Below are 24,089 nucleotides of genomic sequence, written 5' to 3' on the forward strand. Positions count from 1 at the left end.
AAAGGGCGGCATGATGCGGAACATCCATTTTCACCATAACGCGTTAACGGCGGCGGAAATCACTACCCGTCGTTTATGCAAACTGCACCGCGTCACGCTGTTCTCGCCCGCGATCTGCCGGGTAAACCGCGGCAGTAAGGTCATTGTGCAGGGTGCCAGCGAGATGCTGGCAACGCCGCAGCAGCTGATTATTTTGCCCGCCGAGGTTGAGCTCGAGGTGATTAATCAGCCGGAAAACGGGCTTTTTTGCTCCGACCTGCTCTCTCTCACGCCGGAACTGCTGGCGGATTTTAAGCACCGCTATATGAGCGAGCCGCAGACCGGTCGTCTGACGTCGCTTTGCGCGCCGCTGGCGCCGGAAATGTCGTTTATGTGGCAAAGCGTCCTGCGGGCGGTACGGGAGGGGCTCAGCGCCGAGCTGCAGCACCATCAGGCGATGGGATTGCTGCTGGCGCTGTATCAGGCTGGCTACGCCGGGCCGCTGCTCAACGAGCGGCGCGAGGACATAACCGGTCAGGTCAGGCAAATTATTATGCTGTCGCCTGCTGAAGCGTGGAGCGTGGCGAAAGTGGCTAAAATGCTCTTTCTTGGCGAATCGACGCTGCGCCGTCGTTTGCAGCAGGAGTCCCGGAGCTTCCGCCAGATCGTGGAAGAGGTCCGTATGGCCTACGCGCTGGGGCAATTACAGTCGACGTCGCGACCCATTGGCGACATCGCGCAAAGCAGCGGCTACCTGTCAGGCTCGCGCTTTAGCGCCCGTTTTCGTCAGCACTATGGATTATTACCTAAGCATGTACGCTGACGGAATTTGCTATCCTCTGTATTGAGTCATTGGCCGAAAAGGGGGGAACATGGCAACGGTTTGCACGATGGCGTGGGTATACGGCTCCGTTCAGGGCGTCGGGTTTCGCTATTCGACCCAGCGCGAGGCGCTGCAGCTGGGATTAACGGGATACGCGCGCAATCTCGACGACGGCGGCGTGGAGGTTCTGGCCTGCGGAGAACCGGACCAGGTGGAGAAACTTATTGCCTGGCTGAAGGCCGGTGGGCCGCGCAGCGCGCGGGTGGACAGGGTTCTGACCGAGCCCCATCAGCCCACCAGAGAGTGGCAGAAATTCGCCATTTTGTATTAGATGCATTTAACCGGTTTAGGCAGTCCGGCGATTTTTGTCGCCTGCTTAGCCGGGCCTTTCGGGAACAGGCGGTAGAGGTAGCGGCTGTTGCCTTTCTCTTCGCCAAACTTGTTCGCCATGGCCTTCACCAGCATACGAATCGCCGGTGAGGTGTTAAATTCCAGATAAAAGTCGCGCACAAAGCGCACCACTTCCCAATGCTCAACGGACAGGCTGATGCCCTCCTGCTCAGCGATAACGGCCGCCATCGCTTCGTTCCACAGGGTTGTGTCCTTCAGATAGCCTTCGCTATCGGTCTCTATTTCATTGCCTTCAAAGATAAACATGATTCTTCACATACCGCTGAAAATGGCGGCAGTGTAGCAAAAAATAAGGCCCCGCATAAGCGGGGCCTGAGTACAGACGGGGAGAGGATTAGTCTCTGCTGGCGAAGCCAAGGATGCTCAGCAGGCTGACGAAGATGTTGTACAGCGAGACGTACAGGCTAACGGTCGCGCGGATGTAGTTGGTTTCACCGCCGCGGATGATATTGCTGGTCTCAAACAGAATGGCGCCTGAAGAGATCAGGATAAACACCGCGCTAATCGCCAGATGCAGAGCCGGCAGCTGCAGGAAAATGTTAGCAACCATACCGATAAGCACGACCACCACGCCCGCCATCAGCATTCCGCCGAGGAAGGACATATCTTTACGGGTGGTCAGCACGTAGGCCGAGCAGCAGAAGAACACCAGCGCGGTACCGCCCAGCGCCAGGCCAATCAGATCGCCCATACCCGCAGACAGGTAGGCGTTAAGCATTGGCCCCAGGATGTAGCCCAGAAAACCGGTAAAGGCGAACGCGGAAATGATACCCGTTGGCTTATTCGCGGTTTTATAGGTCAGGAACATCAGGCCGTACATACCGACCAGCGTCAGAATCAGACCCGGAGAAGGCAGCATCAGCACCGTGCTGGCCGTCGCCGTAATAGCGGAAAATGCCAGCGTCAGGCTAAGCAGGAAATAGGTGTTCCGCAGAACTTTGTGCGTGCTAAGTAGCGATGAACGGTCTCGCGACGATGTAATTATACGATCCATGAGTCACTCTCTTATGACAGATGTAATTAATAACGAAGCATAAAAAAAACAGGGCCTAAGCCCTAATGCTTTTACCCATCTTTACTCAAAGTCAGCGGGCTGAATGCAGCACATTATTCCAGGAAAATCGGGATAAGTGGCATTTTTATTTGTTCGCCTTCCGGAGTCAGATCGAAATCTGATAACTCACTGAAAAATATTGCGTTATAGCCATTCTGCGACTAACTCTGGAGAGGGTACTCACGAAGCGTAACAAAGGCAAGGGATATGAAAACACAAAAATATAATCACATCACACGCGTACTGGTGGCCGTCGGTCTGTTCTCCATGGTCATCCCGGCGCTGGCCGCTCAGGTACCGCCGGGAACGGCGTTGGCCGAAAAGCAAGAACTGGTCAGAAATAACGGCAGCGAACCGTCGTCGCTGGATCCGCATAAAGTGGAAAGCGACGTTGAAAACAACATTATCAGCGATCTTTTTGAAGGGCTGGTCAGCGTATCGCCAGCAGGAGAGATTGAGCCCCGGCTGGCGGAGAAGTGGGAGAATAAGGACAACACCGTCTGGACGTTCCACCTGCGTCCCGGTGTGACCTGGTCCGACGGTACGGCGATTACGGCGCAGGATATTGTCTGGAGCTGGCAGCGTCTGGTGTCGCCGCTCACGGCGTCGCCTTACGCGAGCTATCCCGGCAATATGCATATCGTCAACGGGGCGGAGATCGCGCAGGGGCAAAAAGCGCCCGAGACGCTGGGCGTCAAAGCGGTAGATGATGCCACCCTTGAGGTCACCTTAACTCAGCCGAATGCGGCGTTTTTGGCGATGCTGGCGCACCCGTCTTTGGTTCCGCTCGATAAAGTGCTGATATCGCGCTACGGCGACAAATGGACCAAACCGGAGCATATCGTAACCAGCGGGCCCTATAAGCTGTCGCAGTGGGTGGTGAATGAGCGCATTGTGGCCGAGCGCAATCCGCGCTACTGGGATAACGCGCATACGGTCATCAATAAGGTGACGTACCTGCCGATAAGCTTTGAAACCGCCGACGTCAACCGCTATAAGGCGGGAGAGATCGATATTGTGTATACGGTACCGATTAATCAGTTTGCCCAGCTCAAAAAAACCATGGGCGATCAGCTGGATGTTTCGCCGCAGCTGGCCACCTATTATTACGAATTCAACACCACCCGGCCGCCGTTTAACGACCCGCGCGTACGGCGGGCGCTGAATATGGCCCTCGATAAAGACATTATCGCGGAGAAGGTGCTGGGGCAGGGGCAGCGTCCGGCCTGGCTTATCAGCCAGCCTGACATCGGCGGGGTGAAGCTGCACAATCCCGAGTACGCCAGCTGGCCGCGCGAGAAGCGTATCGCCGAGGCGAAAAAGCTATTGAGCGAAGCCGGGTATAATGAGACCCATCCGCTGGTCTTTAATCTGCTCTATAACACGTCCGAATCTCACCAGCGAATTGCCATCGCCGCCAGCTCAATGTGGAAAAAGAACCTTGGCGTTGAGGCGAAGCTGCAAAACCAGGAGTGGAAGACCATGCTCGACGCCATGCATACGCATAATTTTGACGCCGTGCGCTACGCGTGGATAGCCGACTATGACGACGCCGCGACGTTTCTCAATAACTTCCGCACCGGCGACAGTGAAAATACCAGCCAGTACAGCAACCCGGCCTACGATGAGGCGCTGCGCAATGCGGCAAAAGCCTCTGACTCGACGGCACGGGGAAAGTTCTACCAGCAGGCGGAGGATCTGTTAGGTCAGGATGTCCCGGCCATTCCGGTCTATCACTACGTGCGCACCCATCTGGTCAAGCCATGGGTAGGGGGATTTACGCCGGATAAGCTGGGGTATTACTACACCAAAGATATGTACATCAAAAAACATTAACGCGAAGAGGGCGGCTTGCGCTGAAAATCTGCGCAAACTGCCTGAATTTCAGACGAATAACGCGTTTTTGTTTAATTTTAAGGCAGTTGAATAAATTGGTGCTTTACAGCCTGAACAGAGGTGTTTATAGTGCGCCTCATTGGAAGCGTGGCCGAGCGGTTGAAGGCACCGGTCTTGAAAACCGGCGACCCGAAAGGGTTCTAGAGTTCGAATCTCTACGCTTCCGCCAAATTATAAATAAAATCAATAGCTTGAAGAATGGTTTTGATTTTATAGTTCATAAAGTGATGTAAAAAAGCCCGTTTATACGGGCTTTTTTACATCTAAAGTCCGTCATTTGCTCAATAAATATCCTTTCACTAGCAATGCCCCCTTTTCAGGTAAGAGGCATTGTTGTAAGTCGATACCTATGGCAAAGATACTTTGTTATTCGTGCCCATCAGTATGCTACTTTGTGATGGTAAAAATTTCCCTTTATTTTCATCTCTTCCTTGTAATAATATTTTTGCATCATCTTTATTATAGTCACGAACGGCTTTAGCTGATAACTCACCGATAATAGTGTCAGATGAGCGTAGCCGGTTAATAATAAGAACACACTTTGTGTCATTAAAGTCGGACATCATGTTTTGATCTCCTTCGCTATCGCCAGCAACTAATATTGGTCCTGTATCTTTGTAATGTTGTTGTATAAATTTCTTTATGGTTTCAGTTTTACCTTTACCTTGCGTCTGGGGATAGTATGGATCGAGGCTGTGAGTCAATCTACCTTCTTTATCATATAAGGGATGCATTGCATAGACATGAGACTCAGGAACAGAAAAACCATATTTTCCTGTAGTAACGATGCTTTTTATCACATCTAAAGCAGAAGCGGAAATGACATAAACATCAACTCCTGCCTGCTGTAGGTTTTTATATAATGTCTGCATTTCTGGGATCAGCCTGAATCCGTTTTTCCATGTTACTGATACGATACCAGCTCGGCCTGCCATATCTGCTGGGCTTACCCATGTCACCTTTCCGATAGGCTGGTTATTTTGCCACTCAATAGTATCGTGCACTAAATCAGCTACTTCTTTTTTGGACATGCCAGAAAAAAGATACGTCACCCATGGATAAGATACTTCATGGTCGAATGACCCACCTATTGCATCATATAAATATCTCATTTTCACTATAAAATTCATATAATTAGAATTTTTTTTAATTTCATCAAGCGTTTTATTACCCGCAAATCCGCTGTAATTATTGTATAGCCATGTGTAGCTATCAATAATGTTTTGACCAATGAGGTTTATATTAACCGGTTGATGATTTTTATTATTATAATCCGAGTTAAAGTTTGAAGGCGGTATATCTTTGTAAATTATCTCTTTCAATATCTCAGGTTTCATAGAAAATTTAAGGTTTTCTAGTTGATAGATAAGCGTTGCCTCTTCGATATCCAGAAAAGCTGTTGTGTTGTCAAAATCAAAAACAGCATATAAAGAATGCGCTGGCTTCTGCTTTGCTTCTTGAATGAGCCTGTCAATTTTTCTTGAGTTGAACTCGTCCCAATTGCCGATAACTATTTGCTTTTTTTGGGGAATCGCAGTTTCTAAATTTTGTGACACTTGATTTGTGTTACTGGCACTGGCCGTTGTTCCATATACTCCAAAAAATGCGGATAGTAGTGCATATATTATTGTCATTTTCATGATTTATTCCTTTTTTAGGGTGCATTACCATCTGTAGCAAAAAGTAAAAGCTAGCTATATCAAAAATTGGCACCCTGATCATGAATGTGATGGTTATCATATTTTATGAATATATGAAAATGGTGAGGGAGTAAGCCAGAATTATCTACAGAGAAATGTTTAGTATGACAAGGTAGCAGGCCCAAAACAGTTCGAACTATCTCCGAGTGTTATTTTAATGTCACTTATCTATCTACGGCTAGTCCTGATGGTTCTTTTGCTTTCTTCGGCATCGTGCAAGCCTGTCATACAAACCCCGAGCTATTTAATCGCTCGGGTTTTTTTCTTATGTGCCGCTATTCTGTATGCCATTCGGTTGAGTAACCCGCTCTGGCCGTTTGAAGCTGACAGGTGCGGTTCCCTTCGCAAAGTCCCCCTCATGCGCAGTTGAGGGGGGGGGGCTCAGAAGATATTGATGCTGTAGCCGACGATAAACTTCACGTCGTTACGATCGGTTTTATAGTTGCTGTCTGTCGCCCGGAAGAGCGCCGGGAGCAGGGTAAAGGAGAGGCCTTTCGCCATGCCGTCCGCCACCAGATAGCGAGCGGAAAGATCGAACGACACCATGTTCCCGTCGTACTTTCTCGCCGAACCGGTTTTACTGACATCGCTAACCACGTGCCAGCCGTAGGTTCCGGCACCGCCCAGGGTTAACTCCGGTAGATTAAGATCGGCGAAGTTATAACTCACGCCAAAACGAACCGCGCGGGCGCCGGAAACGTTAAAGTCTTCCAGCTGCGACAGCGTCGGCTGATAATCACGCTTATCGGAGTTCGCCCACGGGGTTAAGCGGAAGTTGTAATCTCCGGTGTTCGGGGCGTAGTTCTGACTATAGCCAAGGGACCACACGGTGTTGTCGTGGCTCAGGTTAAAACCAACCCCCACATAATATTCCGTTGCAGGATCTTTAATTTTCGACAGTTCTTCAATGTAGCGCGCACCCTGGTAGAAGAGCTTACTCTGCAGGGAGACATCCTTTGTCAACGTATCGTGACGCTCTACCTGTGCCTGCCAGTTGCGACGGTAGCCTTTACCTTCGCCATAGCCCACGTCAAGCACGGTATTGCCAAAGTTATAGACTGCGCCCACCGTGTGAATGTAATCGATGATTGCACCGGCTTTAATGGTTTTGCCGTTGTCATCGAGTCCGGCGGCGTTGTTCTGGTGCCAGGCCGTGGTCATCGGTTTAAAATCACGGCTCCAGTCGTTCTTGAAGCGGTCGGCCCAGGCGTAGGTCAGCCTCAGTTTGTCGAGGGTCAGGGCACTGTCAAAGCCGCGAAAAGCGTGAGGGTTGAGGCCCCAGCTGCTTTTTACGGTACCGGAGTTAATGGGGGTATAGCCCGCGGCCAGCTTGAAGTTGGTGCCTGCATCGCCAAGGTTGAGCTTGAGTGCGGCAACCGACACGCTCATGTAGGACTTCTCGCACGGGCTGAACTTGCCCGGCTCGCCGCAATCGTAGTCGTAGTAAAGGATCTCCGACTGACCGACGGTATGCCCGAGCTTAATGTTGGCGTTGCCCCAGAAATCAAAGCCAATAACGTCCTGGTAATAGCCTGAAATATAGCTAATCGCCACGTTACCGGTCTGGTTCTGGATCCCGGCTGGACCCAGTCCGTATTTACCGGTCGCGGGGTCTTTTACAGCACGATGACGAATATATAGTGAGGTATTGAGATTTAATTTTCCTTCATCATAAAACGCTTTCTCAAACTGAGAAGGCGCTTCATAATCCGTTTCTTCTTCCGCAAAGGCATCTGCGGCAATAAAAAGAAACAGCGGTGTGCACAGAGAAACTCTGAGTCTATGACTTGTCATTATTATATACCTTATAAAACCATGTATTATAGGGCGAGGGGATGTACTGCTTATTTAAAACTCGTGTTATTTATGAGCTCCGGGATTTGCGCACCATATTTTTCGAGGAGATATTCATTATGTTGTGCGGAATTCGCAATGTTACCGCTCAAAAATACCGGCAGAGATTTATTTTCACTCCCCAGGTTCGCTATGATTTCCGCGAACAGGGTGTGCATAATAAACAGCCCGGTCATTGAGGAAACCGGCGCGAACGGCGTTGCATGCTCCGTAAGGGAAAGCACCGCATCACCGATTGGCACCTGGTTATCAATGGCGACATCCACGCAGTCCCGCAGCTTAAGGCCAGCCTTGTGCTTCGACGGCTGGGTCTCGGCATACAGAAAGCTGGTCAGCGCCAGGGTAAATGCCCCGTGCTGTTTTGCCCAGAGTGCTGCATCGACCGGAGCGGGGTTAATCCCGGAAGTTGAGATAACAATCAGCGCATCTTTACTGGTGATCGAGAATTTCGCCAGATGCTCAGCAATATAGTCATTCTGTTTTTCATAATATGATGAGGCCGCCGCCCCCTGATGTAACATTAAAGGTTCGATAAATATTGGCCGAACCGGGGCGATACCTCCGGCACGATAAAATACATCTTCAGCGAAAATATGTGAGTGGCCACAGCCGAAAATATAAATTACACCTCCCTGGTTAATGATTTTTGCCAGTTCCACGGCGGTGGAAGTGATTTTATGGCTTTGCTGTTGAGTAATGTCGTTAAGTTTTTTCTGGACGATATCTAAATAGCTCTGAATCATTGTCATAACCAGTATCCTGACCATTGTGGTTGGTAGACTCGGTATAACGCTTCCATATAGAAGTAATCTCCCCAGAGATTACATTCATCGATGCCTTTACCGAGGGCATAGGCGTAAACACCGTGTTTAAGTAAGCCTTCGCAGACATCATCATCGCGGGCAGACGCGCCGCGCATTAATGCCAGCAGACATTGACGCGCCAGTTTCTGGTAACCGGCATCCGGAAAGTGCTTATGCGCTTCCAGCAGGCCGCAGATCGCAATCGCCAGCGCGGAGCTGTCTTTCGGGGCGTCCGGATCTGCAGCCAGCAGCAGATCCCAGGCGGGAACGCCGTCCTCCGGCAGGTAGCGGAAGAAATACTCGCAGGCCTGCTGCCACCGTTCGTAGTGGTCGGTTTCGCCGGTGGCCGACCAGTGAAGCGGGATGCCGAGAATGGCCCACGCCTGGCCGCGGGCCCAGCAGGAGTTATCGCTGTAGCCCTGAAAGGTTTTCCCGTACGAAGGCGCACCGCTTGTCTGGTCAAAATAGAAGGTATGGAAAGTGGAGCCGTCTTCGCGAAAAATGTTGTTGATGACCGCCGCATAGTGGCGTTCAGCCACTTCCCGATAACGTGATTCACCGCTGATCTTTGCCGCCACGTGGAGCAGGGGAAGGTTAATCAATGAATCGATAATAAGCCGGTACTCCTGCGGGTCGTTAAGCGTCCCCCAGGCCTGGATAAAACCGGCGCTGTGGTGAAAACGGTTTACCAGCAGATCGGCCGCCGCCAGAATAAGCGGGGTTAGCGCTTCGCGCTCCGTCAGTTTCCAGTACGCGACTGCCGACAGGCTATAAAGGAAGCCGATATCGTGGTGATCGAGAACGTGGTGCGCCGCCAGGCGGGCTTTAAAACTCGCCACGTTGCGTTCAACGCCGTCCAGGTAGGCGCGATCGCCGCTGAACTCCCAGGCCATTGCCTGCATCCCGGTCCAGAATCCGTTGGTCCAGTCGTTATTCTCTTGCAGAACGTAGCGATTATGGATCGTGCAGGCTGAGGGGAATTTCTCGCCGTACAGACCCATGTTACGCGCGATGCGCCGCGCGCACGCCGTCAGCTCATCCCGACAGGTGTCGGGCGTGAGGGCAGGAAAGGGCAGCGGTGTGAGGCGATTCGACAGACTCTCTTTCATGATTTTTCCCTACAGCGTGAATACGCGCTCTTTGTACTGACTCATCAGCATGTCGTTGTATTCTTTACCGCCGGGCAGATTGATGCTGCGCATCACCGGCGGCGCGATACCTTGTTCCAGCAGCATCTCGATGCAGCGGATCACCACGTTATTGATGATGAAGGACGCAGACAGCGATGATACCGGACCGGTCATGATGTTGCCGTTATCCATACTTAGCGTGCAGTCACCGGACGGGCAGCCGTTATCGAGAGTGACATCGGCATAGTCGCGAATGCTCTCGCTCGTTGGCGTCGACTCATCGGCGTAGCGGGTGATAACCACCAGCTTCAGCCCCCTCTCTTTGACCTTGCGTGCCAGCTCAACGTGCAGCGGTTTAGTGCCGGAGTTGGAGATAATCACAAAGCAGTCTGACTCGCGCAGATCGAGCAGCCCGGAGAAGATGTCGCCAATCCCTTTCAGCGAATCAAACCAGCCGGTTGGCCCATAGAACTGGTCAATGGCTTTGGTGTTGACCAGGCCGCCCGCACGACCGGCCAGCTCAACCGCCGCGGCAAACGAGTGCCCGGAGCCAAAGCCGTGAATAATGCCGTTGGCTTTGACGCACTCGGCAAACAGCGCCGCCGCCTGCTCAACTTCAGCGCTCTGAGTAAGAAACACCTGATTCAGCGTCGCTAAAACATGCTGATAATACTGCTGCTGATGTGGTGACATCCCTTATCCCTTATCGGCTTTTAAAAACGTGGTGATACAGGCGTTCGGCTCTTCCGGCGTCATCTGCGCCGTCACCGCCACGCCTTTTTCCAGCAGCGCGTTGATGGCCGCGATCTCAGCATCGTTGACGCTGACCGAGCGTTTGATCTGGCGGCGATCGTCTTTGTTGGACATATTGCCGATATTGAGCTGGGGGAGGGCAATCCCGGCGTTCATCAGCTTCAGCGCCAGCTCCGGGGTCTTCAGCAGGATCAGTACGCGCTGACCGTCGTAATTTCCGGCGAGGATATTGGCGCTGGCTTTCTCAAAAGAGAGAATAGAGGTGTTGCAGCCTTCCGGGGCTGCACTGCGCAGCAGCATTTTCTCTACGTCGTTTGCAGCTACGGCGTCGTCAATCACCATAATACGGTTGGCGTTGAAGTAGCTTACCCAGCGGGTGGCCACCTGGCCGTGGATCAGCCGGTCATCGACACGAATATGCACAATACCTTTCATGATAAGTTCCTTAAATCAATGTGTTACTTAACCGAGAATATTCAGGTTGTAGCCGATAATACCTAAAGCAATCAGGACAAAAATGACCCGAGTCGAGTTCATCTTTTTGAGCCCCAGCAGCCACCAGGTGAACCCCACAACCAGCAGCGGAATAAGCCCGGGCATAATCTGGTCGGCAATGCTCTGCAGCTTGAGCGACACTTCGCCGTAGCTGAATTCGAAATTAAGATTCGCCTTCACCACCGAGGGGATAAGCGCCCCGATAACCGTCAGCCCGAGAATATTGGCTGCGCGGGTAATTTTGTTGAGGCTATTGGTCAAAGACCCCAGCAGGTTGACCCCTTCCTGATACCCTTTGCTGATGCTAAAGCGCATAAACAGCATGCGAACCAGGGCGAACAGTAGCCAGAGAACAAGCCCCACCGGGTTGCCCTGCAGCGCGAGGTACGAAGCGACAGAACCGATAATGGTGGTCGGAATAACAAAGAACAGCGTATCTCCGATGCCCGCCAGCGGCCCCATCAGACCGGTTTTGATCCCGGCAACCGCATCTTTGCCCGCAAGCCCGGTTTGCTCTTCCAGGGCGATGTTCACCCCGAGGATCCCCGGCGCCATGGTGTTGTTGGTATTAAAGAACTGGCTGTGTACCTTCGCCGCGTCCTTCTGCTCTTCGGGTTTTGCGTACTTTTTCTCAAGGAACGGATAGATGCTGTACAGATAGCCCAGACCCTGCATTTTTTCGTAGTTCCAGCCTGACTGACCGAACAGGAACCAGCGCCAGAACACGCGTTTTAATACTTTATTCATCGCCCATTGCTCCATTTGCCGGGGATTCGGTAGTTTGCGTTACCTGTTTTTCTGAGTTGAAGACGTAAAGCGCAATTGCCAGACCCAGCAGCGCGGCGCCCAGCACCGGCACTTTCAGATAGGCCGCCAGGAAAAAGCCCAGAATCAGAAACGAGATGTTCTTCTTAATCGGTAAATAGCGCAGCAGGATGGAGATACCCAGCGCAGGCAGTAGGCCACCGGCGACTTTAAGACCGTTCATGATGGACGCGGGGATCCAGGTCACGACGTCATTAACAAAGGTTGCCCCGAGGATCAGCGCCAACAGCACCGGCAGCATACGCGAGAGCGAAATAGGCACCTGGCCCAGCAGGTTCATCCTGGCCGCCGCCTTCACCTGACCCTCTTCAATCAGCCTGTCGGCCTTATGATGGATAAAGGTGTTGCTGAAGCGGGCGAGGATATCCAGCTGTACCATTAAGAGACCAATCGGCACCGCAATGGTGGCGCCAAACGCCGCGCCCTGGCCGCTGATGATCGCGAAAGTGGTACCCAGCACCGCACCGGTCATGTAGTCCGGGATCGACGCGCCGCCGAAGTTGCCCACGCCCAGTACCAGCAGGTTCAGGGTGCCGCCGACGATAAGCCCGGTGGTCATATCGCCCATAATGAGGCCGGCAAAAAAGCCCGCCATGCTCGGTTTCACTAACCCAAGCGTCGTGTTGTTGCCGTCGTATATCGCCAGCCCTGAATAAAGCGTCAGTAACGCTATCTGCCAGACCGCAATGTGCTCCATTTTTTACTCGTCTCCGTCGTCTGTGTGGGCGGCAAGCGCTGCCTGCTGTAAATGGTAAATACCATCACGCGCCGTAGTTATTATTTCATTCAGCGAGGCTGGCGAGTGACTTTCATCAATTGCCATGGCCATTTCCAGAATTAAATTTAAATTCATCCCAGAGAGCAGGGTGATATTATTCCATAGGTTGTTAGTGACAATAATCTCCATTGCGGAGTTATACGGCGAACCACTTTTTAAATCAGAGAGGATAATAATTTTGGATTTTGCTGCGCTAAGGATGGTGATTTTATCGAGAAGTTCCTGTTTAAATACTGCTATCCCTTTCTCACCATCCAGTTCAACTACATGAAGGTTTGGCTGCGCTCCGAGTATTAATTCTGTGGCCTGTCTGGCACCGCTGGCGAAACCCCCATGTGAGATTAATAATAATTGGTTCATCCTGCCCCCTTATCTGGCGTTCTTATTTCAATATAAAATGATTCTAACCGTTTCCAGGTCTCAATATATTCAATCACCTGACCTTGCTCGTCGTGGGTATAGCGTTTCATCATGATAACGGGCTGGTGAGCCGTGAGCTCAAGGTGCCGCAGGACTTCTGGCGCAGCATCGGTCAGGGCGCAGATGGTCTGCCGATAGGGCATGGTGTACATATCAAGACCATTGTTAACCTTAAAAGCCTCATAAATAGAGCTGAGTGCCGAATTCTTAATCGTCAATTGACTGGCGAAGTAGCGGGCCGGAATATGCGAAATCTGTAATGCATAAGGTTTGTTATTATCAAACTTTAAGCGCGCAATACGATAATATCTTTCATCATCATTTAACCCGAGCTTTTCTTTAATACACGGATCGTTTTCCAGTTCACAGGCGATAATTTTAACCGACTGCATGCCTTTTAAATCGTTATCTGATTCTGAGAAAATAATGTTCTCATTACGTTTGGCTTTCGAAACAAAAGTGCCTTTACCCTGATAGCGAATCAGGTAGCCTTCATTCACCATTTCGTGAATAGCGCGAATAACCGTGGCGGAACTGACGGAGTAACGCTCTTTTAATTCCGACTCACTGTAGAATTTTTCCCCGGGTTTAAAAGTGCCGTTTCTTATTTCATCTAACAGTGCTGCCTTTATCACCTGGTATTTCGTTGACTGTGCAGTTGCTTTCATTGTTTCGCCAGTTTCTGTTTACATTTATTTTATTTCGTAGGCTTACGATACCCGTACCCGATTGTCCGATCAACCTCCCAACCCAACTTAACCGGTTAACCTGTTAAGTTATTTCCTGGACTGTGATGCATTTCGCAATTTCGCCCCGACGGAGGGGGCAGGGGCGAGGAATTTTTGCCGCAGCGGCCGGGCGTGAACGCAAACTGATTGCCGCGCTATTGCGCTGGCGAGCTGAGAAAACGGAGCGCCCGCATTCAACAACCCCGGCCAGTACATCGCGCGGGGTTTTCTTTTTACAGGGCGCCAATGTGGTGCTTGCGTGCCCTAACGCAGCTGCGCGCAGGCTTCGGCAATCCGCTGACAGGCCTGCGTCAGCAGTCCATCTTCTACCGCGTAGGCAATACGTAAATACCCCGGCATGCCGAACGCGGACCCGTGTAACACGGCCACCTGAGTGTGTTCTAACAGCCAGTTCGCCAGCCCACTGTCGTCGCGGAGGGTTTCGCCGGTGGGCGTCACTCGCCCAATGAGCCGCTGGCAGTTGGCAAACACATAGAATGCGCCCTGGGGGATGCCAGCGCTCAGGCCCTCGGTAGCGGCTATCATCCCCAGCACCTGCTGACGGCGTTTATCCAGCGTGTGCAGCCAGCCGTCTAAGAAGTCCGCCGAATGGTTAAGGGCTACGACCGCCGCAGCCTGCGAAATCGCGCTGGGGTTGGAGGTGCTTTGTGATTGCAGGATCTGCATGGCGGCAATGAGCCACTGCGGCCCGCCCGCATAGCCCAGACGCCAGCCGGTCATGGCGTGGCTTTTGGACACGCCGTTCACCGTCAGCGTGCGCGAAACCAGCTGCGGCGCGGCCTGAGCAAACGTGGTGAACGGGGTATTGTCGTAACGCAGCGGCTCATAAATGTCGTCGGCCATCACCAGCACCTGCGGGTAGGCCGCCAGCACGTCTGCCAGCGCGCGCAGCTCCCGTTCGCTGTAAATCGCCCCGGTCGGGTTGCCCGGCGAATTGAGGATCAACCAGCGCGTTGACGGGGTGAGGGCGGCGGCCAGTTGTTCCGGCGTCAGCTTCCAGCCGTGTTGTTCATCGCAGGGCACAATCACCGGTTCGCCGTCGGCCAGAGAGACCATATCCGGGTAAGAGACCCAGTAGGGCGCGGGAATAATCACCTGCTGCCCGGCGTCCAGGGTTGCCAGAAAGGCGTTGAAAATAAGCTGCTTGGCGCCGCTCCCGGCGATGATCTCTTCCGGACGGTAGCGCAGCTGATTGTCGCGAGCGAACTTGGCGGCAATGGCCGCCTTGAGCGCTGCGGTGCCGGAAACGGCGGTATACTTAGTCTGGTGATGCACGATAGCTTCAATGCCCGCATAGCTAATATGGGGCGGGGTAGCAAAATCCAGTTCCCCTTCGCCCAGGTTGATAACCTGCTTGCCTGCGGCTTCCAGTACCCGTACCTGGTCAGAAATGGCCGCGGTCGGAGAAGGCCGTACGGATTGCATACGACGGGCGATTTGACTGTTATTCATAAATCCTCTTTTGTATCTAATGATTCAATTAATACAATTAGGTACCCAACATCAGCAGGAAACTCGCCGTGTCACCGATCTTTATTCTCGATAACAGCTCCGCGCCCGCCCGCTACGGGATTACCGCCAGCCTGTGGGCCAATCGTCTTGGGTTGCCCCTCTGGAGCCTTCGCCCCGACTTCGCCGGGGATGTACCCGATAGCCACCAGCACGTCATTCGTGCAGGGTACTGCGTGACCAGCGGCCTCTGGCGCAGCGATACGCTGCGTGAAGAGGTGCGCGATATCGCCCGCCTGCCGTCATCAGACGCCGTCATTGTGCTGGCGTCCTCGCAGGCGCCGCTTATCGCCGACCTGCCGGGTCAGCGGCTTTACAGCGACGAAAGCCGCCACCGTCTGACGCTCAGCGATGGGCAACACACGCTGTTAGATCTCACCGCCGACCGCTATGGCCGCTGGGATAGCGGCGTGTCGTCGTCTGCCGGCGGGTCCTTGCGCATCGCGCTGATTGGCCGCGAGGCGGACCACCGTCTGGTCTATCCCGCCACGCTCGGCTCGCTGGGCGATGCCGCGGCGTCGCTGGGGCTGAACCTGGAGGTCCATTTCTTTGCGCCGGTCAGCCTGTCCACGGGATTACACGAGCTTCAGGCCTTCCAGGGCGTGGTGCTGCCAGGCGGTTCCTCGATGGCGGCGGTCAACGGACAAATCCGCGTGGCGGAAGAGACCCTGGCCCGCGGGCAGCCAACGCTGGGGCTGTGCCTGGGAATGCAGAGCATGATGACCGCAGCCGTGCGCCGTAGCCCGGGTTTCGAATCGGCCATTCCCGCGGAAGTCGCCCCCGATGAAGCCCTGCACAGCTTTGTTCCCTTTGCCGATGGCCGTCATCGCTGCGGCGTATTCCCTTTTTCCTCCGGGCTTATCCCCGGCGATATCCGCGAAATGCACTACAACCATCGCTACTGCTTTAACCCCGAGTTATTGCCGGCGCTGTCTCCCGGCGGGGTCAGCGTGAGCGCGCAAAGCGACGGTATCGTGGAAGCCGTTTCCCAGCCTGAGCTGCCGTTCTGGCACGGGGTTCAGGGGCATCCGGAACTGATGTCCCGCCCGGATGCGCCCCATCCGCTGTTCGTCGCGTTCCTACAGGCGGCGCTTAACGCGCCAGCGTAACCCCGCTGCGATGGTCGCTGGCAAGCTCCTGCATTACGCGGGTCAGCTCTGCCAGCGCCGCGTCGCCGATCGGTTTTAACGGTGCGCGTACGGTGCCGCCGTTAAAGCCGCGCAGCGCCATCGCCGCTTTCACCAGCTGCGGCTGACCGTGTTTGCGCGCCAGCGCCCGATACGCGTACCACAGCTGATGCAAATCGCGGGCGGTGGCGGCGTCGCCCCGTTCTACGGCGCGGAAGGTATTGACGATCAGCTCCGGCAGCGCGCCGCTGTTGGTCGTGCTGACGCCGTCAAACCCGGCCATCATCGGCCCGAGGAAAGCCAGATCGGAGGCGCAGAACAAACGCAGACGCCCGCGCAGGCGGTTGGCAATCTGATCGATGGCGGTAGGGTTGAGATCGCCCTGTTTGATGCCGACCACGTTCGGGATCTCTGCCAGCCGTTCCAGCAGCGCCGGGGAGAGGGTGATGCCGATGCCCGGCGCGTTGTACACCAGAATGCCGGTTTTGGATAACGGCGCCATCTCATTGAAGTAGCTGACGATCTGTTCGTCAGTGATTTCGCTAACAAAGGGGGCGGTGACCATCGGCAGCCCGCCCAGCTCGCTTGCCAGCTGGGTCAGCTCGCGGGCGTCGCGCGGGTCGGAACTGGCGCTGCACAGCATCACCGCCACGCGGTCGTCCACGCAGCCCATCACCTCATGAAACAGCTCGCGGCGTTCTTCGACGGTCATTACCGGAAACTCACCGTAGGTGCCGCCAATCAGCAGGCCGTCATAGCCCAGATCAATCACGCGTTCGATATTTTCACGCAGCGCCGGGAAGTCGATCGCGCCGCTGGCGGTGAACGGGGTGACGGTGATGTTGAAAATGCCGCGCAGGCGTTCACGGCACTCGTTGATATCTTTCATCTTTCTTTCCTTACAGCAGCGTTAATGGGCGAGCCAGGGAACCCAGCTGGCGATATCCGGTTTCAGTCACCACCACGGTTTCGCTGACGCCGACGGTGAATTGACCGTAGATACGCAGGGCCGGCGGGATGTGGAAGGTCATGCCAGGCTGCAGCTCGGTGGTGACGCCGCTGTACAGGCTGAGAATGCCGCCTTCGCCCCAGTCCGGCGCGAAGGCGATACCGATGGAGTAACCGGTGCGTTTTTTGAAGTTTTCGGTGAATCCGGCGCGGTCGATCACCTTCTGGCAGGCCAGGTGCGGCGCTTCGCAGGTGGCGCCCGGACGAATGGCGTCAAGGGCGGCCTGCAGGGCTTCCTGACAAACTTTTTCCATTTCGATGGCGATAGCGGGCGGACGGCCCAGCCAGGCGGAGCGCATCATCGCGGCGTGGTAGCGATCGTGGGCGGCGGACATCTCCAGAAAGACCGGGTCGTTATCCTGCATCACCCGACGTCGCCACGTGCCGTGCGGCACGCCGCTGCGTGGGCCGGTAGAAACCAGCGGTTCCATGCCGACATACTCGGAACCGGCGGCAATAGCGGCCCCCATCATCGCGGAGACCAGCGCGTTTTCGTCCGCGCCGCTGCCAATCGCCGCCATCCCGGCGCGCATGCCCGCATCCACATAGCGCGCCGCGAGGGCGATTTTTTCCACCTCCGCCGCCGATTTCACCGCGCGCAGCGGTTCGATGACGCCCGCGGTATCGGCGATGGTGCCGAGCTTCGCCTGCAGGGCTTCATAGACGGCAATCGGCAGGAACCAGCCGCGTTTGTCCAGCCCAATGCGTTTGTTGAGCCAGCCGCGCTGTTGCAGCATGCCCACCAGAAAATCCACCGGGTTATCGCCATCCTGGTAGATGGCGGCGTCTGAAATAAAGGTGTTGGCGATAAAGTTAAAGTATTCGAGCTGGCGAATCACAAAGACCGGATCCCCTTCTACCGGCAGCAGCAGCGCCTGAAAGGTGTAATAGCCCGGCGTTTGCTGACCGGTAAGCCAGAAAATGTTTTCCGGGCCGGTCACGATCATTACGTCCACGCCCGCGCGGCTTAAGCGTTCGCGGGTACGCTGAATGCGCTGCGCATATTCGTCGGCGCGAAAGGCGGACTCGCTGCCCTGAATCACATTGTTAACATCTTGCATCATTAAACTCCTGGAGTAAGTTGGCCCGCGCGGCATCGAACTGCACGCCCAGACCGGGAGAGTCGTTAACGGCGACCATGCCATTGCGGTATTCCAGCCCGCTGACGGGATCGTCGGTTAATCCATCGGCGCCATACAGTTCGGCGAATGCCGGTTGCACCACGCGGCACAGCTGGAGCGCGGCGGCGGTGGCGGCATGGCCTTCATTCATCTGGCCAATCATGAACGGCACGTCGGCGAGTCGCAGACGGCCGGCGGCGGCAAGCGTCGGAGCAAGTCCCCCCAGTTTCACCAGCTTGAGATGCCCCCACAGCGCACCTTTGGCGGCGATAAGCCGGGTGATGGCCGCCTCGCTGTTGAGGCTTTCGTCGAGCATGATCGGGATGCCGTAGCCGTACAGTTCAGCAAGCTGGCTATCGTTTGCCGGGCTTAACGGCTGTTCGATATAGCTGAGATTCAGCTCGCGCAGATAAGGGAACGCCGCGTGAGCCTGCGCCAGCGACCACTGGCCGTTCACGTCAATCGCCAGCGAAATCTGCTGACCAAACCGCAGCCTCAGCTTTTGCAGGCGGGCCAGGTCGGTGGCGAAATCCGCTATCCCCGTGCGTAACTTCAGCTGGGTAAAACCGCGATCGACATAGCGCTGCGCCTGCGCCAGCATCTCTGCTTCGCTGCCCCAGAACAGCGTCTGATTGGTGTGCCAGGCGGGCAGGCCAGCTGGCGCCCCCAGCCAGGCGGCGACGCTGACCCCGTTCTGACGCGCCATTAAATCGTGCAACGCCATATCCAGCGCCATGCGCGACGGCGGCAGCAGCGTGCGGTCCTCCTCGTGCAGCGCGGCAAGTTGCGCCGCGGGCTCCTGGCGCCAGTCCCAACCGTTGAGGCGCTGAAGCAGGTTATTCAGCACCTGCTCTTCGCGGTAGCCGTGCAGGTAGCGAATGTTGAGACGCACTTCGCCAATCCCCGTCACGCCACGGTCTTCCAGGCGCAACCAGAGGGTGTCGAGCGCCGTCACCGGGCCGGAGGCGGCGGTATGCAGCGTCACGCCGGCGTAATGCAGGTCTCCCCGAAAGAGCTGCGCTTTCATAAATCGGACGCCGGCGGCAGCATGGCGAGCGCAATATCGAGATAGATATCTGCCGCGGCGATAAATTCATCGACGGGGACGAATTCATCGGGCTTGTGGGCCACGGACAGCGAGCCGGGGCCAATCACCACGCCCTTTGCGCCCAGCGAACGGAAATGCACCAGGTCGCAGCCGCCCTGAAAACCAAACGGGCCGGGCTCGCTCTGTCCGTGACGGCGGCAGGCGGCAAGGCTTTGCTCGACAATGGCTTCGCTGCTGTCGGTTTGCGTCGCGCCGCCGGTGGTGGGCTGCCAGGCGATAATTTCCGCTTCCACGTTTGCCTGCGCGTACGCGTGGTCGAGCAGCTGTTGCAGTTCGGCTTTAACAACCTCTTCGTCTTCCCCCGGTACCATGCGGCGATCGAGCAGCAGCTCGCAGCTGTCTGGCACCACGTTGTCCGCATGGCCGCCGTGGATGCGGGTCACCGTCAGGCTGGCGTTGCCGACCAGATCGTGGCAGCGGCAACGCACCTGCTGGTGGTGGGCCTCTTCGATCAGCCCTAAAAGGCGCGCGGACTGGTAAATGGCGTTAACCCCCAGCTCCGGCGTGCCGGAGTGCGCGGTGACGCCTTTTACCCGCACGCGAGGACGCAAGCTGCCTTTGTGAGCCGAGAAGGTCGCATTCGATGTCGGCTCGCCAATCACCGCGAAATCAATCGCCGGCGGGGTGTCGCGTACGTAGAATTTCGCCCCTTCGCTGGCGACCTCTTCATCGGCGGTGAACACGCCCATCAAGGTGCCGGACCAGCGCTGACGGTTGGCGGCCAGCAGACGCAGGGCTTCAACCATCGCCACCAGCGGGCCTTTGGCATCGCAGGCGCCGCGCCCGTACAGGCGGCCATCGCGTTCGCTGAGGGTGAAGGGATCGCTCGCCCAGCCGCTGCCCGCCGGAACGGTGTCAATATGGGTGTTGAAGGCGAAGCACGGTCCCGGTCCATTGTGCAGGACGGCGATAACGTTGGTCCGCCCCGGCGCGTATTCGCTAAAGGAGAGATCGAACCCGGCGGTCAGCAGCCAGCCTTCCAGACATTCGGCGGCTTCACGCTCATGGCCCGGTGGATTTTCCGTATTGATGGCAACCAGCGTCGCTAAATCCTTTTTCATTCGTGCGCTGTCAACCTGGTAACTGGACATAGGAACTCCGTGATTAATGTAATATTTGCGTCAGGAAGCGCTGCGCGCGCTCGCTGACGTGGCCGGCGAAGAAATCACCGGTGCTGGCGCGATCGATAATTTCGCCGTCTTCCATAAAAAGAATGTTGTTGGCGGCCCGCCGGGCGAAGCCCATCTCGTGGGTCACCACCATGCTGGTCATCCCTTCCGCGCTGAGCTCTGCCATCACTTCCAGCACTTCGCGGATCATCTCCGGGTCGAGAGCTGAGGTGGGTTCGTCGTAGAGCATCAGCTCGGGCTTCATCGCCAGGGCACGGGCAATCGCCACGCGCTGCTGCTGGCCGCCGGAGAGCTCGTCCGGAAAGTGGTCTGCGCGTTCGTTGATGCGCACCTTCGCCAGCAGGTTGTCCGCCAGCGTGCGGGCATCAATGCGGTTCATCCCCAGCACCGTCATTGGGGCCAGCATGATGTTTTCCGCCGCCGTCAGGTGCGAGAACAGCTCGTAGTTCTGGAACACCATGCCAATACGCTGGCGCAGTTTGTGCACCGGCACTTCGCCCCGGCTGATGTGCTGGCTGGCGAAAAAGACGTCGCCGCTGTCGGCAGGTGAGAGCATGTTGACGCAGCGTAGCAGGGTGGATTTTCCCGAGCCCGATGGCCCAATCAGCACCACGGTTTCCCCGCGCTGCACCTCAAGTGAGCAGTTCTTGAGCACGGTCTGGCGACCAAAAGTCTTATCAATGCCGATCATCTCCAGCAGCGGTTTCTCGCTCATGGTTCCTCCCGGGCGATTTTCGGTAATTTAAACAGGCGGGTCAGTCGCTTCTGGCTCTTGCTGCGCCGCTGTTTTGGATCCAGTACGCTTTCAAGCCACGACTGGAAGATCATGAACAGGCTGGTGAGCAGCAGGTAATAGAGACCGGCGGCGCAAAGCGCTTCGAAGTAGCGGAAGCTGGCGCTGGCGGTCTGGTTGGCGACCAGCAGCAGCTCCTGAACGGCGATAACCGACACCAGCGCGCTCGATTTCAGCATGCTGATCATCTGGTTACCCATCGGCGGCAGAACGATGCGTGCGGCCTGAGGCAGCACGATTTTTCGCATGATCTGCCCGTGGGTCATCCCGAGCGCCATGCCGGCGGTGCGCTGGCCGCTTTTTACGGCCTGCAGGCCAGAGCGCAGAATTTCCGCCATGTAGGCGCCTTCATTAAGCGAAAGCGCCAGCACTGCACAGGTAAACGCGGAGAAGCGTAAGCCGAAGCCTGGCAGCACGTTGTAGACAAAGATTATCTGGAACAGCACTGGCGTCCCGCGAAACAGCCACAGGTAGAAAAAGGCCAGCCCTCTCCCGGCGCGAAACGGCGCTTCCTGCAACAGCGCCAACACCAGGCCCAGCACCACGCCACACAACAGTGAGCAGAGGGTAATCAGTAGCGTCATCCACGCACCCTGAACAAACTCGGGTGAGAGGAAGTACTGCCACATTAGTTCGATCGACATAGCTTTCTCCGGTTAATGGCAAAACGGTTTAGAAAAGGGCAACGGAGTCAGGGAAGTTCCATTTCTCAATCAATTGCTTATAGGTGCCATTTTTGACGAGACCCTGGAGACCTTTCTCCAGCAGGGCCCGGGTTTCGGTGTCGCCTTTACGCACGGCAAACGCGATATGGGTATCCGCTTCGAATTCGTCGCCAACCGCGGCAAACATGCCCGCTTTTTCGGTTAACAGGGCGACGGTCCCCGGCGTGGAGAGGAACTCGGCATCGGCGCGGCCCTGGGCGACGGCGACGGCGGAGTCGGTGGCGGCGGGGAAGGTCATGACGTTAATGGCCGGTTTTTTGGCGTCCAGGCAGCGCTGGTTGTCTGCCCGGGCCTGGCTCTCTTCGATCCCGCCGAGCGTCACGGCGATGTTTTTGCCGCAGAGGCTCAGGTCGCGTCCGGTGATTTTTGCCGGGTTACCTTTGCTCACCACCACGCGGCTGCCGATTTTCAGATATGGCACGAAGTCGACCTGCGCGGCACGGGTCGGGTTGACGTACATGGCGGAGTTGATGATATCGAGACGTTTCCCCTGCAGCGCTGGGATAAGCCCTTTGAACTCCATCGGCATCGGCGCAGGCGTCAGCCGGATCTCTTTGCTTAGCGCGTTAATCAGGTCGATATCGAAGCCGGTGAGCTTGCCCTCTTTCACGAACTCAAAAGGCATAAACGTCGCCGCCGTGCCGTAGGTCAGCTTGCCCGGGGCGATGGTTTCCACCGCTGCATGGCTTACCAGCGGAAGTGCGGTCAGCGCGAACATCAAGGTACGCACGCGGCGAAACAGTAAAGAATTGCTGGACATAGTCGTCTCCTGGTTAAGATTTAAATTGAATTTATTGAGTCAATAAATACAATCAAGCGTGTGAAAAAATGTCTCATCCTGGTGCGTATTGCACGCTAATCGTGCAGTCCTTGCTTTGTTTTGCTGCGTTTTGTTGCCCGTGATATTGTATATATCGATCACAACAATGCATTTCAGGGAACCGTTCTCCATGCAGCCTGACTCCACTGCGAGCAGTCGCCGGATCGCCCGGCAAATACTCGACCTGATATCCGAAGCAAAATTCGATCCAGGTCATCATTTACGGGAGCAACATCTTGCCGATGCGCTGGGCGTGTCGCGTACGCCGGTGCGCGCCGGGCTAAAAGAGTTGACCCGAATGGGGGCGGTTGAAGCGCGTCCGAATCAGGGCTTTTTCCTGCTTAAACGCAGCAATGAGCTGGAGCTGCTGGAGATTGAGCAGTCCAAGAGCAATGACCAGAAGCTGTACGAGCAGCTGGTACACGATCGTATTGCGGGTGCGCTGCCGGAATCGTTTACCCAGACCGAAATCAGCCAGCGCTATGATGTCGATCGCGGCGTGCTGACCCGTACGCTGGTCAAGCTATCGGAGGACGGCCTGATTGCCCGTAACGCGGGGCACGGCTGGCGCTTCCTGCAAACCCTCAACTCCGATGTCGCCCTGCGCAACAGCTACGGTTTTCGCCTGATGATTGAACCGACGGCGCTGCTGACGCCCGGCCTGCATGTGGACAGGCAGATGCTTAAACGCCTGCGCGCCCGGCATCTGCGGCTCATCACCCACCCGGACATTACTCAGGTGCCGGCAAAAGAGATTTTCGAAACCGACGCTGAGTTTCACGAGCTGCTGGCAGAAGCCAGCGGCAACCTGTTCGTGTTACAGGCCATTCAGCAACAAAACCGGCTGCGCCGTCTGCTGGAGTTTGGCAGCTATCACAATAAGCGCCGCGTAAAAGCGTGGTGTGAAGAGCATGTTGCCATCATCGATGCTCTGCGAGAGAACAAGCCGGAACTGGCGGCAGAGTTGATGAGAACGCATCTGCAATACGCCTTTGACCAGGTCAATGTTAAAAACGCCCACGCATAACTGGCATCGCTCTTGCACATGTTGCTTCTGAAAATACAATCAGGAGCACTT

Annotated in this window: 25 protein-coding genes and 1 tRNA gene; 6 read left to right on the forward strand and 20 right to left on the reverse strand. The window is 55.5% G+C overall.

Annotation, left to right across the window (positions count from 1 at the left end; all coding sequences use genetic code 11):
* Positions 1 to 13 precede the first annotated feature (13 nt).
* Entirely contained in the window at positions 14 to 802 is a 789-nt protein-coding gene (locus FQK12_RS09065) for a helix-turn-helix transcriptional regulator (protein ID WP_014837988.1), read from the forward strand.
* 49 nt (positions 803 to 851) lie between these two features.
* A complete protein-coding gene (gene yccX, locus FQK12_RS09070) occupies positions 852 to 1,133 on the forward strand; it encodes an acylphosphatase (RefSeq protein ID WP_004849561.1) in 282 nt (93 codons plus the stop codon).
* Here yccX and tusE read toward each other — a convergent pair.
* Both tusE and yccA read right to left on the reverse strand, forming a co-directional pair.
* Positions 1,130 to 1,459, reverse strand: coding sequence for a sulfurtransferase TusE (tusE, locus tag FQK12_RS09075; protein ID WP_004849563.1), 330 nt, complete (start codon positions 1,457 to 1,459; stop codon positions 1,130 to 1,132). The two genes, yccX and tusE, sit on opposite strands and share 4 nt — an antisense overlap.
* Positions 1,460 to 1,547: 88 nt before the next feature.
* The gene (gene yccA, locus FQK12_RS09080; RefSeq protein ID WP_004100829.1) at positions 1,548 to 2,207 is read right to left on the reverse strand and encodes an FtsH protease modulator YccA; all 660 of its coding nucleotides are present in this window, start codon (positions 2,205 to 2,207) and stop codon (positions 1,548 to 1,550) included.
* A gap of 267 nt (positions 2,208 to 2,474) precedes the next feature.
* Between yccA and FQK12_RS09085 the strand changes: the two genes are divergently transcribed.
* Positions 2,475 to 4,103 (forward strand): ABC transporter substrate-binding protein, encoded by a 1,629-nt coding sequence (locus FQK12_RS09085; protein WP_014228678.1) that lies wholly within the window; start codon positions 2,475 to 2,477, stop codon positions 4,101 to 4,103.
* 141 nt (positions 4,104 to 4,244) lie between these two features.
* Positions 4,245 to 4,332, forward strand: a tRNA-Ser gene (locus FQK12_RS09090).
* Between the two features lie 178 nt (positions 4,333 to 4,510).
* On the opposite strand, the gene FQK12_RS09095 is transcribed toward FQK12_RS09090, so the two are convergent.
* The 11 genes from FQK12_RS09095 to FQK12_RS09145 all read right to left on the reverse strand — a co-directional run bounded on the left by FQK12_RS09095 (position 4,511) and on the right by FQK12_RS09145 (position 15,122).
* On the reverse strand, positions 4,511 to 5,803 hold the full coding sequence (locus FQK12_RS09095; RefSeq protein WP_014228680.1) for a haloacid dehalogenase-like hydrolase: 1,293 nt from the start codon (positions 5,801 to 5,803) through the stop codon (positions 4,511 to 4,513).
* 441 nt (positions 5,804 to 6,244) lie between these two features.
* Positions 6,245 to 7,657 (reverse strand): OprD family outer membrane porin, encoded by a 1,413-nt coding sequence (locus FQK12_RS09100; RefSeq protein ID WP_014228681.1) that lies wholly within the window; start codon positions 7,655 to 7,657, stop codon positions 6,245 to 6,247.
* Positions 7,658 to 7,707: 50 nt separating this feature from the next.
* A complete protein-coding gene (locus tag FQK12_RS09105) occupies positions 7,708 to 8,460 on the reverse strand; it encodes an SIS domain-containing protein (protein ID WP_224360082.1) in 753 nt (250 codons plus the stop codon).
* A gap of 2 nt (positions 8,461 to 8,462) precedes the next feature.
* Positions 8,463 to 9,629: a glycoside hydrolase family 88 protein gene (locus FQK12_RS09110; protein ID WP_014228683.1), complete on the reverse strand. Its 1,167-nt coding sequence runs from the start codon at positions 9,627 to 9,629 to the stop codon at positions 8,463 to 8,465.
* A 9-nt stretch (positions 9,630 to 9,638) separates the two neighbouring features.
* Positions 9,639 to 10,343, reverse strand: coding sequence for a sugar isomerase domain-containing protein (locus tag FQK12_RS09115; RefSeq protein WP_014228684.1), 705 nt, complete (start codon positions 10,341 to 10,343; stop codon positions 9,639 to 9,641).
* Between the two features lie 3 nt (positions 10,344 to 10,346).
* A complete protein-coding gene (locus FQK12_RS09120) occupies positions 10,347 to 10,838 on the reverse strand; it encodes a PTS sugar transporter subunit IIB (RefSeq protein ID WP_014228685.1) in 492 nt (163 codons plus the stop codon).
* A 27-nt stretch (positions 10,839 to 10,865) separates the two neighbouring features.
* Positions 10,866 to 11,645, reverse strand: coding sequence for a PTS system mannose/fructose/sorbose family transporter subunit IID (locus FQK12_RS09125; protein WP_014228686.1), 780 nt, complete (start codon positions 11,643 to 11,645; stop codon positions 10,866 to 10,868).
* Entirely contained in the window at positions 11,638 to 12,420 is a 783-nt protein-coding gene (locus tag FQK12_RS09130) for a PTS mannose/fructose/sorbose/N-acetylgalactosamine transporter subunit IIC (RefSeq protein ID WP_014228687.1), read from the reverse strand. The genes FQK12_RS09125 and FQK12_RS09130 overlap by 8 nt, the downstream gene beginning before the upstream one ends.
* A 3-nt stretch (positions 12,421 to 12,423) precedes the next feature.
* A complete protein-coding gene (locus tag FQK12_RS09135) occupies positions 12,424 to 12,861 on the reverse strand; it encodes a PTS sugar transporter subunit IIA (protein WP_014228688.1) in 438 nt (145 codons plus the stop codon).
* Positions 12,858 to 13,589 (reverse strand): GntR family transcriptional regulator, encoded by a 732-nt coding sequence (locus FQK12_RS09140; protein WP_014228689.1) that lies wholly within the window; start codon positions 13,587 to 13,589, stop codon positions 12,858 to 12,860. Before FQK12_RS09140 ends, FQK12_RS09135 begins: the two co-directional genes overlap by 4 nt.
* A gap of 324 nt (positions 13,590 to 13,913) precedes the next feature.
* Positions 13,914 to 15,122, reverse strand: a complete 1,209-nt coding sequence (locus tag FQK12_RS09145) for a pyridoxal phosphate-dependent aminotransferase (protein WP_014228690.1) — start codon at positions 15,120 to 15,122, stop codon at positions 13,914 to 13,916.
* Positions 15,123 to 15,190: 68 nt separating this feature from the next.
* Here FQK12_RS09145 and FQK12_RS09150 point away from each other — a divergent pair, with 68 nt between their 5' ends.
* Positions 15,191 to 16,288: a glutamine amidotransferase-related protein gene (locus FQK12_RS09150; RefSeq protein WP_014228691.1), complete on the forward strand. Its 1,098-nt coding sequence runs from the start codon at positions 15,191 to 15,193 to the stop codon at positions 16,286 to 16,288.
* On the opposite strand, the gene FQK12_RS09155 is transcribed toward FQK12_RS09150, so the two are convergent.
* From FQK12_RS09155 to FQK12_RS09185, 7 genes are read right to left on the reverse strand one after another with little or no spacing between them, the layout of a single operon-like run.
* A complete protein-coding gene (locus FQK12_RS09155) occupies positions 16,272 to 17,195 on the reverse strand; it encodes a dihydrodipicolinate synthase family protein (RefSeq protein WP_014228692.1) in 924 nt (307 codons plus the stop codon). The two genes, FQK12_RS09150 and FQK12_RS09155, sit on opposite strands and share 17 nt — an antisense overlap.
* 10 nt (positions 17,196 to 17,205) lie before the next feature.
* Complete coding sequence (locus FQK12_RS09160) at positions 17,206 to 18,375, reverse strand: M24 family metallopeptidase (protein ID WP_014228693.1); 1,170 nt, start codon at positions 18,373 to 18,375, stop codon at positions 17,206 to 17,208.
* Positions 18,362 to 19,462 carry a mandelate racemase/muconate lactonizing enzyme family protein gene (locus FQK12_RS09165; protein ID WP_014228694.1) on the reverse strand — a complete coding sequence of 367 codons (1,101 nt, stop codon included), beginning with the start codon at positions 19,460 to 19,462 and terminating at the stop codon, positions 18,362 to 18,364. Before FQK12_RS09165 ends, FQK12_RS09160 begins: the two co-directional genes overlap by 14 nt.
* Positions 19,459 to 20,634 carry a M20 family metallopeptidase gene (locus tag FQK12_RS09170; RefSeq protein ID WP_032693371.1) on the reverse strand — a complete coding sequence of 392 codons (1,176 nt, stop codon included), beginning with the start codon at positions 20,632 to 20,634 and terminating at the stop codon, positions 19,459 to 19,461. Before FQK12_RS09170 ends, FQK12_RS09165 begins: the two co-directional genes overlap by 4 nt.
* A gap of 13 nt (positions 20,635 to 20,647) precedes the next feature.
* Positions 20,648 to 21,388 carry an amino acid ABC transporter ATP-binding protein gene (locus FQK12_RS09175; protein WP_004849580.1) on the reverse strand — a complete coding sequence of 247 codons (741 nt, stop codon included), beginning with the start codon at positions 21,386 to 21,388 and terminating at the stop codon, positions 20,648 to 20,650.
* The gene (locus FQK12_RS09180; RefSeq protein ID WP_025106181.1) at positions 21,385 to 22,110 is read right to left on the reverse strand and encodes an amino acid ABC transporter permease; all 726 of its coding nucleotides are present in this window, start codon (positions 22,108 to 22,110) and stop codon (positions 21,385 to 21,387) included. Before FQK12_RS09180 ends, FQK12_RS09175 begins: the two co-directional genes overlap by 4 nt.
* Before the next feature lie 28 nt (positions 22,111 to 22,138).
* The gene (locus FQK12_RS09185) at positions 22,139 to 22,951 is read right to left on the reverse strand and encodes an ABC transporter substrate-binding protein (protein ID WP_014228697.1); all 813 of its coding nucleotides are present in this window, start codon (positions 22,949 to 22,951) and stop codon (positions 22,139 to 22,141) included.
* Between the two features lie 190 nt (positions 22,952 to 23,141).
* On the opposite strand from FQK12_RS09185, the gene FQK12_RS09190 reads away from it, so the two are divergent.
* Positions 23,142 to 24,038, forward strand: a complete 897-nt coding sequence (locus FQK12_RS09190; protein WP_014228699.1) for a GntR family transcriptional regulator — start codon at positions 23,142 to 23,144, stop codon at positions 24,036 to 24,038.
* The last annotated feature ends 51 nt before the right edge of the window (positions 24,039 to 24,089 follow it).

The organism is Klebsiella sp. ME-303, from assembly GCF_007910085.1.
Taxonomy (GTDB): domain Bacteria; phylum Pseudomonadota; class Gammaproteobacteria; order Enterobacterales; family Enterobacteriaceae; genus Klebsiella; species Klebsiella michiganensis.

Excerpts from the sequence above, each read along its gene's own strand:
- FQK12_RS09095 (WP_014228680.1), bottom strand. The coding sequence starts at position 5,803 with ATGAAAATGACAATAATATATGCACTACTATCCGCATTTTTTGGAGTA.
- FQK12_RS09065 (WP_014837988.1), top strand. The coding sequence starts at position 14 with ATGCGGAACATCCATTTTCACCATAACGCGTTAACGGCGGCGGAAATC.
- FQK12_RS09160 (WP_014228693.1), bottom strand. The coding sequence starts at position 18,375 with ATGCAAGATGTTAACAATGTGATTCAGGGCAGCGAGTCCGCCTTTCGC.
- FQK12_RS09145 (WP_014228690.1), bottom strand. The coding sequence starts at position 15,122 with ATGAATAACAGTCAAATCGCCCGTCGTATGCAATCCGTACGGCCTTCT.
- FQK12_RS09130 (WP_014228687.1), bottom strand. The coding sequence starts at position 12,420 with ATGGAGCACATTGCGGTCTGGCAGATAGCGTTACTGACGCTTTATTCA.
- FQK12_RS09165 (WP_014228694.1), bottom strand. The coding sequence starts at position 19,462 with ATGAAAGCGCAGCTCTTTCGGGGAGACCTGCATTACGCCGGCGTGACG.
- FQK12_RS09100 (WP_014228681.1), bottom strand. The coding sequence starts at position 7,657 with ATGACAAGTCATAGACTCAGAGTTTCTCTGTGCACACCGCTGTTTCTT.
- FQK12_RS09135 (WP_014228688.1), bottom strand. The coding sequence starts at position 12,861 with ATGAACCAATTATTATTAATCTCACATGGGGGTTTCGCCAGCGGTGCC.
- FQK12_RS09125 (WP_014228686.1), bottom strand. The coding sequence starts at position 11,645 with ATGAATAAAGTATTAAAACGCGTGTTCTGGCGCTGGTTCCTGTTCGGT.
- FQK12_RS09175 (WP_004849580.1), bottom strand. The coding sequence starts at position 21,388 with ATGAGCGAGAAACCGCTGCTGGAGATGATCGGCATTGATAAGACTTTT.
- yccX (WP_004849561.1), top strand. The coding sequence starts at position 852 with ATGGCAACGGTTTGCACGATGGCGTGGGTATACGGCTCCGTTCAGGGC.
- FQK12_RS09180 (WP_025106181.1), bottom strand. The coding sequence starts at position 22,110 with ATGTCGATCGAACTAATGTGGCAGTACTTCCTCTCACCCGAGTTTGTT.
- FQK12_RS09140 (WP_014228689.1), bottom strand. The coding sequence starts at position 13,589 with ATGAAAGCAACTGCACAGTCAACGAAATACCAGGTGATAAAGGCAGCA.
- FQK12_RS09115 (WP_014228684.1), bottom strand. The coding sequence starts at position 10,343 with ATGTCACCACATCAGCAGCAGTATTATCAGCATGTTTTAGCGACGCTG.
- FQK12_RS09120 (WP_014228685.1), bottom strand. The coding sequence starts at position 10,838 with ATGAAAGGTATTGTGCATATTCGTGTCGATGACCGGCTGATCCACGGC.
- yccA (WP_004100829.1), bottom strand. The coding sequence starts at position 2,207 with ATGGATCGTATAATTACATCGTCGCGAGACCGTTCATCGCTACTTAGC.
- FQK12_RS09185 (WP_014228697.1), bottom strand. The coding sequence starts at position 22,951 with ATGTCCAGCAATTCTTTACTGTTTCGCCGCGTGCGTACCTTGATGTTC.
- FQK12_RS09085 (WP_014228678.1), top strand. The coding sequence starts at position 2,475 with ATGAAAACACAAAAATATAATCACATCACACGCGTACTGGTGGCCGTC.
- FQK12_RS09105 (WP_224360082.1), bottom strand. The coding sequence starts at position 8,460 with ATGATTCAGAGCTATTTAGATATCGTCCAGAAAAAACTTAACGACATT.
- tusE (WP_004849563.1), bottom strand. The coding sequence starts at position 1,459 with ATGTTTATCTTTGAAGGCAATGAAATAGAGACCGATAGCGAAGGCTAT.
- FQK12_RS09110 (WP_014228683.1), bottom strand. The coding sequence starts at position 9,629 with ATGAAAGAGAGTCTGTCGAATCGCCTCACACCGCTGCCCTTTCCTGCC.
- FQK12_RS09170 (WP_032693371.1), bottom strand. The coding sequence starts at position 20,634 with ATGTCCAGTTACCAGGTTGACAGCGCACGAATGAAAAAGGATTTAGCG.
- FQK12_RS09155 (WP_014228692.1), bottom strand. The coding sequence starts at position 17,195 with ATGAAAGATATCAACGAGTGCCGTGAACGCCTGCGCGGCATTTTCAAC.
- FQK12_RS09190 (WP_014228699.1), top strand. The coding sequence starts at position 23,142 with ATGCAGCCTGACTCCACTGCGAGCAGTCGCCGGATCGCCCGGCAAATA.